Source organism: Caulobacter sp. GW821-FHT10A06, assembly GCF_059415805.1.
On sequence record NZ_JBWKNY010000003.1, the window covers coordinates 618,562 to 633,040 of the forward strand.

At 68.3% G+C, this 14,479-nt stretch carries 11 protein-coding genes; 4 read left to right on the forward strand and 7 right to left on the reverse strand.

Translation table 11 applies throughout. The annotated features are described in order from the left end of the window. Positions 1 to 7: 7 nt before the first annotated feature. The gene (locus AC07NF_RS10655; protein ID WP_494631827.1) at positions 8 to 427 is read left to right on the forward strand and encodes a hypothetical protein; all 420 of its coding nucleotides are present in this window, start codon (positions 8 to 10) and stop codon (positions 425 to 427) included. On the opposite strand, the gene AC07NF_RS10660 is transcribed toward AC07NF_RS10655, so the two are convergent. Next, entirely contained in the window at positions 428 to 2,011 is a 1,584-nt protein-coding gene (locus tag AC07NF_RS10660; RefSeq protein ID WP_494631826.1) for an alpha-L-fucosidase, read from the reverse strand. Then, on the reverse strand, positions 2,011 to 3,984 hold the full coding sequence (locus tag AC07NF_RS10665) for a glycoside hydrolase family 97 protein (protein ID WP_494631825.1): 1,974 nt from the start codon (positions 3,982 to 3,984) through the stop codon (positions 2,011 to 2,013). Before AC07NF_RS10665 ends, AC07NF_RS10660 begins: the two co-directional genes overlap by 1 nt. 121 nt (positions 3,985 to 4,105) lie before the next feature. Between AC07NF_RS10665 and AC07NF_RS10670 the strand changes: the two genes are divergently transcribed. The 3 genes from AC07NF_RS10670 to AC07NF_RS10680 all read left to right on the forward strand — a co-directional run bounded on the left by AC07NF_RS10670 (position 4,106) and on the right by AC07NF_RS10680 (position 8,739). Next, the gene (locus AC07NF_RS10670) at positions 4,106 to 6,571 is read left to right on the forward strand and encodes a glycoside hydrolase family 3 protein (protein ID WP_494631824.1); all 2,466 of its coding nucleotides are present in this window, start codon (positions 4,106 to 4,108) and stop codon (positions 6,569 to 6,571) included. A 14-nt stretch (positions 6,572 to 6,585) separates the two neighbouring features. Beyond that, complete coding sequence (locus tag AC07NF_RS10675; RefSeq protein WP_494631823.1) at positions 6,586 to 8,493, forward strand: sialate O-acetylesterase; 1,908 nt, start codon at positions 6,586 to 6,588, stop codon at positions 8,491 to 8,493. 90 nt (positions 8,494 to 8,583) lie between these two features. After that, complete coding sequence (locus AC07NF_RS10680; protein WP_492814491.1) at positions 8,584 to 8,739, forward strand: hypothetical protein; 156 nt, start codon at positions 8,584 to 8,586, stop codon at positions 8,737 to 8,739. Here the strand turns inward: AC07NF_RS10680 and AC07NF_RS10685 are convergent. The 5 genes from AC07NF_RS10685 to AC07NF_RS10705 form a co-directional block, all read right to left on the reverse strand. Next, positions 8,720 to 10,336, reverse strand: a complete 1,617-nt coding sequence (locus AC07NF_RS10685) for a carboxylesterase/lipase family protein (RefSeq protein WP_494631822.1) — start codon at positions 10,334 to 10,336, stop codon at positions 8,720 to 8,722. The genes AC07NF_RS10680 and AC07NF_RS10685 overlap by 20 nt on opposite strands. A 77-nt stretch (positions 10,337 to 10,413) precedes the next feature. Then, positions 10,414 to 11,295 (reverse strand): SEL1-like repeat protein, encoded by an 882-nt coding sequence (locus tag AC07NF_RS10690; protein ID WP_494631821.1) that lies wholly within the window; start codon positions 11,293 to 11,295, stop codon positions 10,414 to 10,416. A gap of 6 nt (positions 11,296 to 11,301) precedes the next feature. Further along, positions 11,302 to 12,507, reverse strand: a complete 1,206-nt coding sequence (locus tag AC07NF_RS10695) for a TonB family protein (protein ID WP_494631820.1) — start codon at positions 12,505 to 12,507, stop codon at positions 11,302 to 11,304. Continuing rightward, complete coding sequence (locus AC07NF_RS10700) at positions 12,504 to 12,866, reverse strand: BlaI/MecI/CopY family transcriptional regulator (RefSeq protein WP_454714186.1); 363 nt, start codon at positions 12,864 to 12,866, stop codon at positions 12,504 to 12,506. The genes AC07NF_RS10695 and AC07NF_RS10700 overlap by 4 nt, the downstream gene beginning before the upstream one ends. 212 nt (positions 12,867 to 13,078) lie before the next feature. Continuing rightward, a complete protein-coding gene (locus AC07NF_RS10705; RefSeq protein ID WP_494631819.1) occupies positions 13,079 to 14,419 on the reverse strand; it encodes a glycoside hydrolase 5 family protein in 1,341 nt (446 codons plus the stop codon). Positions 14,420 to 14,479 lie beyond the last annotated feature (60 nt).

A 14,479-nucleotide genomic window follows, 5' to 3' on the forward strand; every position in this document is an offset into this window, starting at 1 on the left:
TTGTCTTGTGGCAAGAGAAGCTGAAATAGAACGCGTCCGCAAAGATGAGGCGGTATGGCGCGCCGAAGTCCGTCGCCTCCTGACCCGGCATGAGGAGAGCTCGTTCACGGACTGGGAGCTGGATTTCCTCGATGGTTTGGATGGGCGAAAGCGCATCGACGAACTGAGCTATCGCCAGTGTGAAGTCATGCTGGGCATTCGCGACGACCTCGCGATCGTTTTTCACTACAAGGATGCGAGCGTCGGGTATTTGCTCAAAGCGGCCTACGAAGGGCGGCTCAACTACGACGATGACGATCGAGATTGGGTTGTGGCGTTGTACGCGGAAAATCCGGTCTCCATTCGCAAGAAGACGGCGCGCAGACTTTGGGCGCTCGCCAAGCAAGCGGCCCAAGCCGAAGGTGAGGAAGACATTCTGGGCGACTAGTTAAACCAGGCCCGGCCCTTCTATCTTCAGCACCGGGGTGAAGGCTGGTCGCCGCTGGGGCAGTTCGACCGTCAGTCCGCTAGCCTCGCGGCGGAAGGGCAGGGGATCGTTCCCGCCCAGCAGGGTCACGCGCCGCACCTCGCCGGGCGCGCCCGCCAGGCTCTCGATCTTCAGCGGCCCCTCCGGCCACGCCATCGGCAGGGCGTAGAGCGCGCCGGCCTTGGTGGTGAAGCGGATGTCGGCGGCCTCGAACGGCTTGGCGCCGCCTTCGTTCTGCATGCCCTCGACCAGCTTGGTCGGACCTTCGCCAAACACGCGCCAGGGGCGGGTGGCGTAGATCGCCTCGCCGTTGACCGCGATCCAGCCGGCCATGTCGGCCAGGACCTTCTCTTCCTTGTCGTCGATCGAGCCGTCACCGCGCTGGGGGATGGAGAGCAGCAGGCAGCCGTTCTTGCTGACCACGTCGATCAGCCGCTGGATCACGTCGCGCCCGGACTTGTAGCCGCCGCGCTCGTACAGCGGCCGGCTGTAGTGCCAGTCGCCGATGCAGGTGTCGGTCTGCCAGGGCTCGGGCCGCAGCCGGTCGGAGAAGCCGCGCTCGACATCCTCGACGATGGCCCGGCGTTGCAGCGGCGACAGCTTCTTGCCGGTCACCACGACGTTCCCGCCGTGGCGATTGTAGTAGTGCGCCGTGGCGTCCAGGCCCGCCTGGCCCAGCGGCAGGCCGTAATTGTCGAAATAAACCAGGTCGGGCCGGTAGCGGTCGACGAGATCGTTCTGGCGGTCGAGCCAGTTCTTCACGAAGGCCGGATTGTTCGGCGGCGGGGTCTCCAGCCATTCGCCGTCGTGCTTGTCGTGCCAGGCGTTGGCGGCCTTGATCGTGTCGATCCCGTCGGGGATCACCATGTTGCGGCCCGTGTAGAGGGCCTGCGGATCCAGCCCTTGCCACCACTGGCCCTGGCCGCCGGCCTTGGTCAGGTTGAAGGCGTCATAGCGCTGGCCCTGGCGCGGGCCTTCGGCGTCGTAGCCATAGGCCGTCTGCCACCAGTGCCAGGCGTGGGCGGCGTGGTTGGAGACCCCGAACTTCAGGCCATGCGCGCGGGCGACCTTGGCCCAGGTCCCGACGATGTCGCGCCTGGGGCCGACCCGCGTGGTGTTCCAGGCGTGGTGGCGGCTGTCGAACATGTCGAGGTTGTCGTGGTGGTTGGCCATCGACATGAAGTATTTCGCGCCGGCGGCGACGTACTTCTTCATCAGGTCCTGCGGATCCCAGCGATCGGCCTTCCAGCGCGGGATGAACTGCATGAAGCCGAAGTCGGCCGGGTGGCCCCAGGTCTTGAGGTGGTGATCGTAGACCTTGTTGCCCTGCTGGTACATCTGCCGGCCGTACCAGTCGCCGAACTCGGGCACGCACTGCGGCCCCCAGTGCGACCAGATGCCGAGCTTGGCGTCGCGGAACCACTCGGGGACCTGGTAGCCGGCGGCCAGCGAGTCCCAGGAGGGCTGGAAGCGCTGGGCGGCGAGGGCGGGGCTGGCGGAGAGCGCGGCGGTCGCCGCCAGCATGTCGCGTCGGGTGAAGGTCATCAGCGCACCGGGCTCAGATGGATGACGCCGCCGCCGCTGGGGGCGAGCGCGAGGCTCAGGGCCGTCTTGCTCGTCACCGCCTGGCTGCGAGTCTTCAGCGCCGTCGGCTCGGCGCCGTCCTCGCGGATCTCGGCTTTAAAGCTTCCCGCGCCCAGGAACCCCAGCGGGACCTTCACGGTCCGACCGGTCTCGTTGGTCATGGCACCGACCCACCAGTCGTCGCCCTTGCGGCGGGCGATGACGATGGACTGGCCGATCTCGCCCGACAGCACGCGGGTCTCGTCCCAGCTGGTTGGCACGGCGGTGATGAAGTCCAAGCCAGCCGGCGAGGCGGCGTAACTCAAGGGGCTGTCGCTGACCATGGTCAGCGGGCTGTCGAACACCACGTACATGGCGAGCGCCTGGCCGCGCGTGGTCTGCACGGTCGGTAGCAGGAACTGATCCTTGAAGTCCTTGGGCGCGACATTGCGGAAGCCGCCGGGCGTGTAGTCCATCGGTCCCAGCAGCATCCGCGTGAAGGGCAGGGTGACGTTGTGGGTGGCGGTGACCCGCGCGCTCCACTTGTTGTACTCCGCCCCCAGCACGCCTTCTTGCGTCACATAGTGCGGATAGGTGCGGATCAGGCCCGTCGGGCGATAGGCGCCGTGCAGGTCGACCATCAGGTGGTGCTGGCCGGCCTTCTCCAGCAGGCGGTGGTAGTAGTCGACGATCTGCTGGTCGTCGCGGTCCATGAAGTCGACCTTGATCCCCATCACGCCCCAGGCCTCGTAGGCCGCGAGGGCCTCGTCCATCTGGACGTCCAGCGCCTTCCAGTGCACCCACAACATGATGCCGACGCCCTTGGCGCGGCCGTAGGCGATCAGGTCCTGGATGTGGATGTCGGGGATGGCGCGAGTAATGTCCGTTCCCGGAAGAACCTGCGGCGCCTGGCCCGAGCCGGCGTACCAGCCGTCGTCGATCAGCATGTACTCCAGCTTGTTGGCGGCGGCGAAGTCGATGAAGCCTTTCATCGTCGCGTCGTTCATGCCTTCCGCGCCGGCGACCTTGGAGCCGTTCCACCAGTCCCAGGCGGCCTTGCCCGGCTTGATCCAGCTGGTGTCGGTGAGCTGCGTCGGTGGGTTGAGGCTGGTCATCAGGTTCGAGCTGACCAGGTCGCCCGGCGTGTCGCCCATCATCACCACCCGCCAGGACGAGACGGTGTCCGTCCCAATCCGCGTGGTCACCGCCTTGGCCGGATCGTCCAGGCGCGGCGACAGCTTGGCTTGCAGCCCGAGGCCCCCGTCCTCGCGGCCGGTCAGGTAAAGGCCGGCCCAGTTCTTGAGATCCGCCTCGGCCAGCGCGAAGGCCGCCTTGCCCGTCTGGCAGACCACCGGCAGCTCATAGAGCGCCTGGGCGCGGAAGCTTCTGGCCGGGATCGGGTCGTACTCACCCTCGTGCGAGGTGCCAAAGCGCCCAAGGTTCAGCGCCCAGCAGCGCTCGTCGCCGGACAGCGCGAACTTGGTCTCCTCGCCACGCACCGCGACCCCGGCCAGATTCGGCTGGTCGGGCAGCACGTAGCGGAAGGCCACCCCGTCGTCATAGGCGCGGGCGACGATTTTCAGCCGCCGCTGCAAGCCCGTCGTTTCGAGAAATTCTACGGTCGTCTCGGCGTAGCGATCCCGCACCGTCCGGGTCTTGCCAACGACCAGGTCATAGGTTTCGTCGACCTTGCGGATGCTGGCCGAAGCGATCTTCACATTGCGCGACAACAGCCCGCCCTTGTCCAGGATCAGTCCCAGCGGCGAGGCGCCGACCAGGGTCTGCCCCTTGAACTTCAACGAGAAATTGGCCTGACCACTTTCATCTGAAATACGAATTTCTGTCTGGCCGCTTGGCGAGGCTAAGACCTGCTCGGCCGCTCCGGCCAAGCCCGCCGCGCCGCTAAACAGGGTCGTCGCTGCTAGCGCTGTCAAAAAGTGGCCGCGAGCCTTCATTTGGAGTTTCCAACCCGATCTTGTTCTGGCTATTTGTCATACAAACTAGGCAAGCTATGGATCGCCGTCCAGGGGTATGACAACGTTGTCCCAGTCGAACTTGGCGACAACGAAAGAAGAGTTGGGGAGTATGAACACCAGGACCCTGTGCGTCGCCTTGTTGGCGTCGACCGTTCTGTCCGGCGTGGCCGCCGCGCAGACGGGCCCGCAGAACACCGCCAATCCCGCCAACTGGCCCGCGGCCAAGAGCCAGGGCCTGGTCGATCCGGCCACCGAGGCCTTCGTCGATAGTCTCCTGACCAAGCTGACCTTGGAAGAGAAGGTCGGCCAGCTGATCCAGGCCGACATCGGCCAGATCAAGCCCGAGGAGCTGAAGACTTATCCGCTGGGCTCGATCCTGGGCGGGGGCAGCTCGCCGCCGCTGGGCGCGCCCGACCGCTCGCCGCAGAAGCCGTGGGTCGACACCGCCAAGGCCTTCCGCGAGGGCGCGGCGCAGCGCGAAGGCGGCACCCACATCCCGCTGATGTTCGGCATCGACGCCGTGCACGGCAACAACAACGTCGTCGGCGCGACCCTCTTCCCGCACAACATCGCCCTGGGCGCGGCGCACGATCCGGAGCTGATCCGCCGCATCGGCAAGGCCACGGCCTATGAGACCTCGGCCGCCGGCTTCGACTGGGCGTTCGGCCCGACCCTGGCCGTGCCGCGCGACGACCGCTGGGGTCGCGCCTATGAGGGCTATTCCGAGGATCCCCTCATCGTCCGCCAATATGCCGGCGAGATGATCCTGGGCCTGCAGGGCGCCGTTTCCCAAGGTGGGGTGATCCAGCAGGGCCACGTGGCGGCCAGCGCCAAGCACTTCCTGGGCGACGGCGGCACCAATAATGGTGTCGATCAGGGTGACACCAAGGTGTCGGAGGCCGACCTCGTCCGCCTGCACGCCCAGGGCTATGTGCCCGCGATCAACGCCGGGACGCTGACGATCATGGCCTCGTTCAACAGCTGGAACGGCGTCAAGATGCACGGCAACAAGAGCCTGCTGACCGACGTGCTGAAGGGCAAGATGGGCTTCGACGGCTTCGTCGTCGGCGACTGGAACGGCCACGGCCAGGTGACGGGCTGCAAGCCCACCGACTGCCCGCAGTCGATCAATGCCGGCCTCGACATGTTCATGGCCCCCGACAGCTGGAAGGCGCTGTACGCCAATACCCTGGCCGAGGTGAAGTCGGGCGTGATCCCGATGGCTCGCCTGGACGACGCCGTGCGCCGCATCCTGCGGGTGAAGGCCAAGATGGGCCTGTTCCAGGCTGCTCGTCCCTATGAGGGCCGTGAGGGCGTGATCGGCAATGCCGAGCACCGCGCCGTCGCCCGCGAGGCGGTGCGCAAGTCGCTGGTGCTGCTGAAGAACAACGGCGTCCTGCCGGTCAAGAGCTCGGCAAATGTGCTGGTCGCCGGCTCTGGCGCGGACGATATCGGCAAGCAGTCGGGCGGCTGGACCCTGTCGTGGCAGGGCACGGGCAACACCAATGCCGACTTCCCCAATGCGGAGTCGATCTATGCCGGCGTGAAGACCGCGGTCGAGGCCGGCGGTGGCAAGGCCACGCTGGCGGTCGATGGTTCGTTCGACAAGAAGCCCGACGTCGCCATCGTCGTCTTCGGTGAAAATCCGTATGCGGAAGGTGTCGGCGACCTGAAGACCACGCTGGAGTACCAGCCGGGCGCCAAGACCGACCTGGCCCTGCTCAAGAGCCTGAAGGCCAAGGGCGTGCCGGTGGTGGCGGTGTTCCTGTCGGGCCGTCCGCTGTGGGTGAACCCGGAGATCAACGCCTCGGACGCCTTCGTCTCGGCGTGGCTGCCGGGCTCGGAAGGCGGCGGCGTGGCCGACGTGATCATCGGCGATGCGGCCGGCAAGCCGCGCACCGACTTCCACGGCAAGCTGTCGTTCAGCTGGCCCAAGACCGCCGCCCAGTTCAGCTTGAACAAGGGCGACAAGGGTTACGACCCGCTGTTCGCCTACGGCTATGGCCTCAGCTACGCGCGTCCGGGCAAGGTCGCCAAGCTGTCGGAAGTCTCGGGCGTCAAGCCGGTGGCCGACAACGCCGTGAACTACTTCGTGGGCGGCAAGACCCCGCCGCCGTTCGAGTTCAAGGCCTCGCCCTCGTCGTCGGTGCAGATCGCGCCGGTCGACGCCGGCAACGTCCAGGAAGCCGGCCGCCAGATCACCTATGCCGGCGACAAGATGGGCCGGGCCACAATCGTCGGCGAGAAGCCGCTGGACCTGACCTTCCAGACCAATGCCGAGATGGCGCTGAGCTTCGAGTACCGCCTGGACGCTCCGGCGACCAAGCCGGTGATCCTGGCCATCGGCGCGGGCAAGCTGGACGTCACCCCGCCAGCCGGCGCGCCGACCGGCCAGTGGGCCAGCGTCAAGATTCCGCTGAAGTGCTTCCAGGCCGCCGGGACCGACGTGACCAAGGTGGTCGCGCCGTTCGACCTGGGCACGGCCGGGACCTTCCAGGTCTCGATCGCCAACGTGAAGCTGACGGCCGACCCGGCCGGGGCGGTCTGTCCGCCGAAAGCGCAGTAAAAGATGGAGCAGGGATGCGGTTGAAAATTCTGGCCCTAGCGGCTGCGTCCCTGCTTTCCAGCCCGGCCCTTGCTGGGCCGTTGGCTTCCGTCTTCAGCGATCATGCGGTGTTGCAGCGCGACCAACCCATCCGGGTGTGGGGGCGTGCGGCGCCGAACGCGGCGGTTAGCATCGACCTTTCCGGTGCGAGCGTCAGCGCCACTACCGGTGCGGACGGCCGCTGGAATGCGGTGCTGCCGGCCCGTCCGGGCGGCGGTACGGCCCTGACCCTGACCGTTCAAGCCGGGGCTGAGCGCCAGGTGGTTTCCGATCTCGTCATGGGCGATGTCTGGCTGTGCTCGGGCCAGTCGAACATGGAATATCCGCTGCGCCGCACTCTGGCCGGCGACAGCGAGGTGGCCGCCGCGGCCGACCCCAATATCCGCCTGCTGCAGACCGGCAAGATCAGCATGCCCGCGCCGCAGGAGGCCTTGCCGGCCGGCGTCGTCTGGAAGGCCGCCACGCCCACGAGCGCGGCCGAGTTCAGCGCCGCCTGCTTCTTCCTGGGCAAGGACCTGCGGAAGTCGACCAATGTCCCGATCGGCCTGATCGACGCCACCTGGGGCGGCTCGGTGATCCAGGACTGGATCAGTCGCGAGGGGCTCGCCGCGCTGAAGACCTATGACGAGGGCCTCAGCGTTCTCGACGACTACGCTCGCGACCCGGCGGTGGGCCAGACCAAGTGGGCGGCGATGCTGGATCGCTGGGCGGCCGCCAAGCTGGGCGCGGCCAATGACGGCATGCGGCCGGACCTGGACGACCGGTCGTGGAAGACCGTGCCGATGGAGAACTTCTGGGAGACCTATCCGGGCCTGGAGGGCTTCGACGGCGTCGTCTGGCTGCGCACCGAGATCACCCTGACCAAGGCCCAGGCGGCGCAGGGTGCGACCCTGGCCCTGGGCCCGGTCGACGACATGGACACCACCTTCGTCAACGGCCGCGAAGTGGGCGCGACGCAGAGCTGGAACGGACCGCGCAACTACAAGATCGCGCCGGGTGTCCTGAAGGCCGGCCGCAACGTCCTGGCCGTCCGCGCCATCGACACGGGCGGCGGCGGCGGGACCTGGGGCAAGGCTGCCGACAAGGGCCTGCGCTTTGACGATGGCAGCGTCGTGCCGCTGAGCGGGACCTGGCGCTATAAGATCGCCGCGCCGCTGTCGCAGACGGCCCTGCCGCCGAACGCGCCGTGGCTCGGCGCCAGCGGCCTCTCTACCTTGCGCAACGGCATGATCGCGCCGCTGGTCCCGTACGGCCTCAAGGGCTTCGCTTGGTACCAGGGCGAGGCCAATGTCACCGAGGCCAATGAGTATGCCCGCCTGATGCCGGCCATGATCGCCGACTGGCGCCAGGCGTTCGGGGCGCAGCCGTTCCTGCTGGTGCAGCTGGCGGCGTTCGGGACGCAGAAGCCGGGTGTGGCCAACTCCGACTGGGCCGCCTTGCGCGACGTCCAGCGCCGGGTGACGGCGGCCGATCCCAAGGTCGGCATGGCCAGCGCGGTCGACATCGGCTCGCCCTACGACATCCACCCGGCGGACAAGACGCGGGTGGGGCAGCGGTTGGCGCTGCTGGCGCGGAGGCTGGCCTATGGCGAGACCATCGTCGCTGCCGGTCCGGCCCCGCTGTCGGCCCGCCGTGATGGTGCGGATGTGGTGGTGACCCTCGACCAGCCGGCGGTCGTCTACGGCGCGGCGCGGCCGATCGGCTTTGAGCTGTGCGACACGACCTGCCGCTTCGTCGACGCGACGTTGGAGGGCGCGACCGTGCGCCTCGTGGGCGGCGCCAGCGCGACCAAGATCCGCTACGCCTGGGCCGACAGCCCGATCATCAACCTGTTCGGCGCGACGGGCCTGCCGGCGACGCCGTTCGAGCTGCTGCTGCCGTAGAAAGCTTCAGCACGATTCCTTGGTTACCCCGCCGTTAACCAGCAACCTCTTGTTAGCACTGACATTTCGCTCTCAGTCAGGAGCGTTTCAGTGACCTTCGAAGAGCGTCAGGCATGGATCGGTTTGTGGGAGGCGGTGTTCGGCGAGCCGCCGCCCATCGAGGCCGCGCCCGACGTGACCGCGAGGATCCTCGTCGAACACCTGCCCCCACTGCCGCCCTTCGAGTTTAAGTCCCGAACTGAGTGAACGGCACGCGGTTGAAGAACTCCCGCTCGGCCCCGCGCGGGTCGTCTTCCAGCCTCGAGGTGTTGTCGAACACCATCGTCTGGCGGCGGGGCAGGGTGTAGGGCTCCCACTTGGGCAGGGTCCCGCCGTTGGGATCGCCCGTGGCGGCGAAGCGCACGAAGGCGTCGCTCATGGTGTTGGACATCGCCACCGACTCCGGACCTGTGCCGACGATCGAGCCCTTGGCGTCCAGCGTGCCGAACACCAGGCCGATATCGATGGTGTGCGGCGCGCCGAAGACGCCGCCGTCCTTGGGCGACTTCCAATTGACCTGGTAGGCGTAGGCGGGCGCGCCGGCCTTGGCCCGTTCCTCGTCCTGGATGATCGCGGCCTTCCATGAGCGGCCGGCGGTCGAGGCGGCGAAATAGACGTCCGACGGCGAATAGTTCGGATAGGTCTGGCGGTAGAAGGCGATCACCGTCTCGGGATCGATGTCGATGCGACCGGCGAACTGGCTGGGCAGCTTGGCCAGCACCTCGTCCCAGGTCTTGGGGAACACCTTGGCGTCGAAGCCGATGAAGCCCTTGGTCTCGTCGTGGGTGTTGCCGCACATCATCGGCACGGACAGGCCCACCGGCGAGGCGTCGGGGAAGAACGGGTGGCGGGTCAGGCTGCGCTCGTCCAGCACGGGGCCCATGTACACCGAGCCCTGGCCGGCGATGGGGTCGGTGGCGCGCAGGCCCTCGACCATCTTGTCGGTCGGCAGGGCGCGCAGGGACGCCAGGTCCTTGGCGCCGGTCTTGTCCATGAACGCCTTGGCGCGCTTGGAGGCGTTGAACGGGCCGCCGGCGGTGACCTGCTGGCCGCTCATGGTGGCGGCGCGATGCAGCAGGCCCTTGGCCGAGGGCATGGCCATCAGGGTGGCGATCTTGGCGCCGCCGCCCGATTGCCCGAACAGCATCACCCGCTCGGGATCGCCGCCGAACTGCGCGATGTTGTCCCGCACCCATTGCAGGGCGAGGACCAGGTCCAGCTGGCCGTTGTTGCCGCTGTCGGCCACCGACGGATCGTTGAACAGGCGGGCCAGGTAGAGGTAGCCGAAGGCGTTCAGGCGGTGGTTCACGGTGACCACCACCACGTCGCTGCGCTTGGCCAGCTTGGTCCCTTCATACCAGGGGCTCGAGCCCGAGCCAGTGTTGTAGGCGCCGCCGTGGATGTAGAACATCACCGGCCGCTTGCCGCCGTCGGCCAGGCTGTCCTTCTTGGCTTTCGCGGGAGTCCAGACGTTCAGGAACAGGCAGTCTTCGGACTGGACCTCGTCCTCGCCCTTACCTTGCGGGCACGAGGCGCCATAGGTCAGGGCGTCCTTCACGTCGGTCCAGGGCTCGGGCTTGATCGGCGGCATGAAGCGGCGCGCGCCGCCGGTGTCCTGGCCGTAGCGCAGGCCCTTGAACACGCTGACCTCGCCGTCGACATAGCCACGCACCTTGCCGGCGGTGGTCTTGATGACCGGCGAGCGCTTCTCGGCCGCCGCATAGCTCGCGCCGGGCAGGGCGGCGAAGGCGGCCAGGGCGGCGGCCCCGGTGATCAGGGTGCGGCGAGTTTGAGCGGTGTCCACGAGGCTTCCTCCGGCGCGTCTAACGCACGATTTGCCGGTAGCGGTAGCATGGGTGACACCGGTGACAATCCACTATTTCAGACGTTTGGGCAGGGATGCCCGCGCAGGCAGCTGACCGAGGCTGGATCACCCTGGGCGACGATCCGGGCGCGCACGGCCGCCCATTCCGGCGCGAGCTCGGCCCACGGAACACGACGCAGGGCCGCGGCCGCCGCCTCGGTGCGAGCCTGCTGCTCGGGTGTCAGCTTGGCCCAGGCCGCCTCGCGACGGGCGGCGAAGCGGACCGGCTGGGTGCGGGCCAGGTCGGCCAGCAGCGCGTAGTTATCCGCAGGGTCGGGCAGGGCGCTGAGCAGCTCCTCGCGGCAGCCATTGCCGCTGGCCCGCAGGCACAAGACGGCCAGCCGCCGGCCCAGGTCCGGGTCGATCGGATACTGGTGCCGGCCGCCGCGGATATAGGTCGCCAGCATCGACAGGCCGCCGACCTCGCCGCGCGCGGCGGCCTGCTCGATCAGGTCCAGGGTCTTGGCGCGATTGCGCTGGATGGTCGCGAAGCTGCCGTCGCCCTTGTCGTGCCAGGTCTCCATCATCAGCTCCAGCTGAGCGCCAGGGTCGCCCAGGGCGGCGGCGCAGTGCATCAGCCGGGTCCACTGGACGGGATCGGCGAAGCCGGAGTCGGCCGACTGGTACTGCCGGGCGAGGGCGAAGATCGCGCTGACATTGCCGTGCTCGGCCAGGGGCTTCAGGGCGACGAAGCGGTCCTGGTGATAGCGGCGTTGCAGGGACAGGAAGGTCTCGCCCGCCGCGCCTTGATCGAGGGCCTTCATCCGAGCGTCGTGGGCGGCGGCGACCGGCGTGACGGCGCGAGCCATCTCCGCTTGGTCGGCGGCCAGGTCGCGCGGAGCGGCCGGCGCGCAGGGCAGGGCCAGCGCGGCGGCCAGGGCAAGGGCGGGGAAGGGCATGGCGCCTTAGGCCTTCGGGTCCTGGAACACGATCGGCAGGCGGATCACCCCGCCGGCGGTCGGTTTGCCGTCGCGATCCTCGGGCGCCATCTGGAAGTGGCGGGCCAGCTTGATGGTGGCCTCGCCAAAGCCGTACTGGGCCGGGTCTTCCTGGCGGACCAGGCAGTTCTCCAGCCGGCCCTCGGCGGTGATCGAGCAGTCGATCAGCACCCGGGCGGCGGTGACGCCGGCCTCGTGCGCGGCTTCGGGATAATAGCGGGCCATGTCCTCGCCGCCCGGACGCTGGGTCCAGACCGGCAGGCGGACGGTCGGCTCGGGCGCATTGGCGGCCCACACCGCGCCGGCGGCGGCCAGACCCAGTGTCCCGACTAGCAGGGCGCCCAGGATCTTGCGGGCGGGGGTCGTGGAGGTGTTCTGCAGCATGGTCAGTCTCTCCTTCAAGGGATGGACGCCGACGGCGGGCCAGTGGCAGCCGAACGGGGCGGATAAGGGTGTCAGGGCGCTGCCGAGCAGGGTCTCGGCATAAAGGCGCGCGGCGTCGGGATGGCGTTCGACCACGGCGGCGTCGCAGGCGATCTCCTGGTCGATCCGCAGCGACTTGGCGGCGACGTGGGCCAGCGGGTTGAACCAGGCCAGGCACCGCACGGCGACGACCAGGGCATTCACGGCCGCGTCGCCGCGCGCCAGGTGGACGCGCTCGTGGGCCAGGACCAGGTCGCGGGCGGGACCCTGGAAACGGGCTTCGAAATCGGCCGGCGCGACGATGCGGGGCCGCAGGGCGCCCAGCAGCATCGGCCCGGCGCCGGTGTGCTGGCCCAGTAGCAAGGCGCGGTCGGTTGGAGAGGGCGCCAGGCGCCCCAGGCTGCGTACGAACCGCGCCTGGCGCAGGGCGAACAGCGCCGCCGCGCCCAGCGCGCCGACGACCCACAGCGCCGTCAGGATCTCCGAGACCTTGTGGACCTGACGGGAGACCGGCCGCACCGACCAGGCGGCGTCGGCGGCCAGGGTGACGACCGGCGCCATGGCCCCTGACGGTACAGGCGCGGGCAGCAGCGCCGCGACCACACACAGCGGCGCGACCAGCCACAGGCGATAGGCCGCCAGCGGACCGAGCGTTCGCCGGACGGGTCGGCGCAGGGCCAGGACCAGCAGCATGCCGACCGTCAGGGCCAGCTCGCCGCGGATCAGCAGGGTGAGCAGCGTGTCGTTCATTTGCCGATCTTCTCGATCAGGGCCTTCAGCTCGGCGACGTCTTGGTCGCTCAGCTTGTCGCTGTCGGAGAAGTGCGCCACCAGCGGCGCCAGCCGGCCGTCGAACAATCGGTCCAAGAGGCCCTGGCTCTCGCTGCCGACATAGGCCTCGCGCGTCACCAGCGGCGAATACAGATAGCGCCGCCCCTCGGCGGTCGCGCCGATCGCCTTCTTCTTCAGGAGGCGGCTGATCAGCACCTTCACGGTGCCCTCGGTCCAGGCGTTGGGCTCGCCGACCTCGGCCATGATGGCCTCGGACGTCAGGGGGCTGCGCCGCCACAGCGCCTCCATCACCACACTCTCGGCCGCGCTGATCTTCATGTCCGCCTCGTCGATGACAAGTGTCAACGAGTCGAACGTTGACACTTGTCATCGTGAGCGTCAAGCGGACCGAAATTGCCCTCTCCCCTTGCGGGAGAGGGTGGCCGCCGAAGGCGGTCGGGTGAGGGGTTGCGCTCCGCTATCCGGACAGGGCTTTCAACCCCTCATCCGTCAGCTTCGCTGACACCTTCTCCCGCAAGGGGAGAAGGGGGTTACAGCGCCGCCACCGCCGCCGCGTGGCCGGCGATCACGGCCTTGGTCGAGGCGTCGTTGTCGAACACCCCGTACAGGCCCTGCTCCTCCTGCGGCGGATCGCCGACGAAGCTCTTGTCGCCGTGTGCGAACCAGGCGTCGGCATGCTGGGCGCGGCCTTCGCCGTTCCAGGCCCAGAAGTTGGTCCCCGCCACCGGGCCGCCGGCCTTCATGTCGTCCAAGGCCAGGCCGTAGATGGTCTTGTAGAACCGGTCCTTGTCGGCCGTGGCCGAGCCGGGGACGAAGGCGCGTTCCTCGCGGATCAGGCCGAACTCCTCGATGACCAGCGGCTTGTTCAGCGACCTGGCCAGGGCGATGTGGCGGGTGACGTACTCGCGGCACTTGGCCTCGCCGTCGGCATAGGTGGCCGGCTGGTTCTTGACGTCGATCCAGCCCCAGTTGTTGGGCCACACATGCAGGGTCAGGTAGTCGATGGTCTCGGGCTTGTGGGCCTCGACCACGCAGGTCTCGCTGTGCAGGCAGCCCATGCTGCCCTCGCTGCCAGTGCTGACCAGGTGCTTGGGATCCAGCGTCTTGATGATCGTCGAGACGTCGCGGATCCACTTGTAATAGGTCGGCAGGTTCTTGTTGCCGAACGCGTCGGTGCCGCCCGGTCGCGGCTCGTTGGCCAGTTGCCAGGCCATGACGGTCGGGTCGTCGCGATAGGCCTTGCCGGTGACGGTGTTCTGGCGACCGACCAGCCCCATCAGGTAACGACGGAACAGAGCGTTGGCCTTCTCGTCGCCGTAGAAGCGGCCGGAATAGTCGGGGAATTCCGGCCACGGGTGGGCCGGGTCGCCCTGCTGGAACCACGGGCCATTGCCGACCCAGTTCAGATAGGCGGGCATGCCGCCCGACCAGTCCCAGAAATTGTTGACGTAGATCACCGCCTTCATGTCGCGCTTGGCCATCTCGGCCAGCAGCACGTCCAGGCCCTTGAGCAGGTCCTGGTCATAGACGCCGGGCTTTTCCTGGAAGGTCGGGGCGACAGCCGCCTTGGCCGGCGAGCGCTCGCCCGCGCCCAGGACCCGCAGGTTTGTGACGCCCAGGGCCTTCAGCCGGTCCAGTTCGCGCTTGAGCCGCGTGTGGTCGCCGGTGGCCCCGGGCGAGCCCAGCCAGGCCCCGTACCACAGGTTCGCGCCGGTGAAGCGGTAGCGCTTGCCGTCCAGCATCAGCCGGCCGTCCTTGACGGTCACGAAGCCTTTGGGCGGGGCGGCGGGTTTCTTGGCGGCTGCCGCCAGGGCCGGGGCGGCGATCAGGCCGGCGGCCGCGCCGGCCAAGAGAAAGCGTCTGCTCAGCATCCTGGTGTTCCCCCGTAACCTTGTTTTGCGGGAGCCTAGCCGAGCGCGCCCCGACGGGGA

Excerpts from the sequence above, each read along its gene's own strand:
- AC07NF_RS10660 (WP_494631826.1), bottom strand. The coding sequence starts at position 2,011 with ATGACCTTCACCCGACGCGACATGCTGGCGGCGACCGCCGCGCTCTCC.
- AC07NF_RS10665 (WP_494631825.1), bottom strand. The coding sequence starts at position 3,984 with ATGAAGGCTCGCGGCCACTTTTTGACAGCGCTAGCAGCGACGACCCTG.
- AC07NF_RS10695 (WP_494631820.1), bottom strand. The coding sequence starts at position 12,507 with ATGAACGACACGCTGCTCACCCTGCTGATCCGCGGCGAGCTGGCCCTG.
- AC07NF_RS10705 (WP_494631819.1), bottom strand. The coding sequence starts at position 14,419 with ATGCTGAGCAGACGCTTTCTCTTGGCCGGCGCGGCCGCCGGCCTGATC.
- AC07NF_RS10690 (WP_494631821.1), bottom strand. The coding sequence starts at position 11,295 with ATGCCCTTCCCCGCCCTTGCCCTGGCCGCCGCGCTGGCCCTGCCCTGC.
- AC07NF_RS10675 (WP_494631823.1), top strand. The coding sequence starts at position 6,586 with ATGCGGTTGAAAATTCTGGCCCTAGCGGCTGCGTCCCTGCTTTCCAGC.
- AC07NF_RS10700 (WP_454714186.1), bottom strand. The coding sequence starts at position 12,866 with ATGAAGATCAGCGCGGCCGAGAGTGTGGTGATGGAGGCGCTGTGGCGG.